1 protein-coding gene is annotated in these 3,485 nt (G+C 38.5%); it reads right to left on the bottom strand.

Features of this window, described 5'->3' with window-relative positions:
- Positions 1 to 165 precede the first annotated feature (165 nt).
- A partial coding sequence (locus AC1M87_RS14685) for a BapA/Bap/LapF family large adhesin (RefSeq protein ID WP_481594111.1) occupies positions 166 to 3,485 on the bottom strand: 3,320 nt, incomplete at its 5' end.

A 3,485-nucleotide genomic window follows, 5' to 3' on the forward strand; every position in this document is an offset into this window, starting at 1 on the left:
TGGTTGTGCGGTAGATTTTGTGTGTAGGCTTCTTCATTTGAAAATTATATGGCTGAAGAAGCCCTTAAGAATAGCTTTCTGCAACAAAGCCCATACCAATTACTTTTGATTTCACATTTTTAAAAATAAAAAGAGGTCTCGAAAGACCTCTTTTCATTTGTTTAATTAAATTTGATTATATTTTAACAGATCATCGATCGCATAAAGACTGCTATCTGTATTTTGCAGAACAATAAGCTCAGTTGGGTTATATTTCGTTTTAGCCCCATCAGTATCAACACTAATCACCGTATTTGCACCATCTTGTTTGATCGTTACAAATTCACCAATGTTAGACGATGTAACATTCTGATCTTTTAATAAAGCAGAAATATCAACTCGATCACCTTCAGCTTGATTAAAGTCAGTCCAAATATCTGGACTTTCGGTATGTTGAGCTTGATTGAGCACATCATAAAGGACTGTATCAGCACCTTCACCAAGAGTAAAAGTATCGATTGAAGCAGATGCTTGTACGGTATCTGCCTCATCACTTCCAGTTAACGTCATCGAAACATTAATTTCAAGTGTTGCAGATTGTGATGTTCCCGCTTTAGAAACTGTTGTATAGGTGAATGTTTCAAGACCTCCACTTAAACCTGATGGTTGATACTCATAGGTGCCATCTTTGAACATAGTAAGGACACCGTGCTTACCTTGAACTGTGAACTCTTGACCACCTTTAGCTGGATCATTTACATAAAGCTCTTTAGATCCAATTTTCAGAATATCAATTTGGTCGATAGCTGTATCATTTTCAAATAAATCACCCTCAAGCAATGGTGTATCAGTTGGAGTAATATTATTGACCATTATTCCAGTAATTGATGCACTAGATACATTCACTGAATTAAATGTACCACTCGTTGTGTTAATTGAAATAACATAATCACCTGCATCGAGCACTTTGCCATCATCTAAAATAATTTCTGAGGCATAAGTCGTTGATGTCGAAGGATTCAATATTGTTCCAGCTGGCCATGTAATACTAACATTTCCGGTATAAACTTGTTCAAGCACTTGCTGTTCAACGCCGTTGACAAGCTGAGTAGTCACCTTATTAATCACAACACTCATTGAAGGATTATCATTAGTTAAAGTACGAGTGATATTCCCTTGGAGATCTAAGCTACTAATATAAGATCCTTCTTCAACTTTAAATTCTAATGTACGACTTGCAGATCCAATAATTCCAGATTCTACAGATTCATTGAGCGTTGAATAGTTTGCAGCTTGAACTTCTACAACTTCTGCATCGTTAGCTACTGTATTGGTATCAATCTTAATATTGAGAACTTCAATGTAAGTTGTACCATCTGCTCGTTCCACTACAACCTCAAAACGATCAATCTCACCATATGGTGGAGTCCAACCCACTGTGCTTTGTGGAACTGTAACATTGTAGGTATAAGTACCGTCAGTATTAATATTGAGTGAGCCATATTGACCCTGTACAACTAAAGCTTCACCTTCAACCACATCAGTGTTATTTACCAATATTAATTTATCTGTCGTAATCGGAGTCGCATCACCTTGAACTGATCCAGTTATCGTTTCTGGGTTTGCATAATCGTAAATATTGACATCTGTAACTTGAGCTGAAGCTCCTCCAATTACGTTTACACCACTAGTTTGCTTGATAATACCAACGTAAGTACCCTCACCAAAACTCAATGTTACCGGGGTTGAAACACCACCGCCAATGAGCACTTGAACAAAATTTGGAATTTCGTGTACTTGAACCAACTGTTCAGTATTCTCATCTAAACGATAGATAACCAAACTAAATGTTGAAAGTAGCGTTACCCCGCCCGCGGAACCAGTAAAGGTCATTTCTTGGAAAGTACCGTCTTCAACAGTAAAGTCCATGACACCTTCCGTACCAATTACACTTGCAGACAACACATCACCAGCAATACCTAGATCAAGTAAATTCAATGCGACTGCATTTGAAATACCTAATGCTTCGCCTGTGGTTTCAGTTAAATCAGGAGTAACATCAAGTAATACTGTATTATCAATGATGGCATTTTCATCTGTGGCAACACGCACTAATTCAATATTTAATTCAGCTGTGCGTTTTTCACCATTTGGTGCCGTTACCTCATATACAAAACGATCAACTTCACCGTAATCTCTAAATAATGGATCTACTGTATATGTATATTGTCCATTTTCAGAGATAGTTAAAGTGCCATACTCCCCTTTAATTGTTGCAATACCATCTGTAAATTGATTAATGGTATTTTCACCATGAGTAACTCCACTGATTTTACTACCCTCTGGGACGACATCTGTACCATTTTGATAATCCTGATCCGTAATCACATTACCGTTTATTGTTCCTGTCACAGCTTCTGGATTATTAAAATCACGTACAGCATCTGATTCAAATCTTAATGTATACCCCGTAACAGCTGACAACCCTTGGCCGTTACCTAATACAATGAGCCACTCTCCTTCATCTAAAGAACGACTTATCGTTTCTGACACACCACCTAATACAACGAGATACCAATTATCAATTTTTTCTTTTAATTCATATTCACCAGTTGACTCATTTAACTTATACATAAATAAGTTCATCGTCCCTACTGTAACACCACCAGCATCAGCATAGAAACTAATATCTCTTTCGGTGCCTTCTTCGACTGAAAGGGAAACTGAAGAGCTAAATACGCTTTCAAGCACACTTGCATTTAACACTGGACCTAAGCCAACAGAACCCACCGTAAATCCTGTTGAGTTAAGCTCTGTTGGTGTTTCATTAACATCTACAGTCGGTGTGATATCCAATACCAATTGCACATCATTATTCGCTGTTGCAAATGGCTCAGGTACCTCAATATCTACGAGATCATCTATTCTTTCTTGCAATAGAGCTTTTGCAGCTTCAATCGCGTCTGAAGTTTGATCAATATTGTCTAATGCTTGTTGTGCAAGAGTTTTTGCTGCCTGAGCAGCTTCTAGGGACTCTTGCAATCTATCAGCCTCTGCCTGTGTTACAGTACCGTCTTGCAAGGCGTCAGCTAAATCCTCTTCAGCCGTTGTATAAGCTTCTTCAGCACTTTCTATTAAAGCTTCGACCCCCGCTAGTAAAGTATCAATATCATCAGAAATATCATTTTCATTTTGATCATTTACTGTTGGTAAAGTGATATCAACCAGATCATTTAAACGACCTTGTAGCGCATCTTTTTCTGCTTGTACTGCCTCAGGTAACGCTGTCACTTTTGTTTGTGCTTCTGTTTTCGCAGCAAGTGCATCATCACGTGCTTGAGTCAGTGCAGTAAGTTCTGTTGGGGTGATGAGGCCATTGGCATTTGCATCGATCAGTGCTTGTTCTGCCGCAGCATATGCTGCTTCTGCTGCCTCTACTGCTGCTTCGGCATCTGCCAATACTTGTTCGTACTCATCTGCTACGCCATCTTCGTTTTCATCATTTA

The organism is Acinetobacter sp. 24-47-62 (assembly GCF_056779765.1).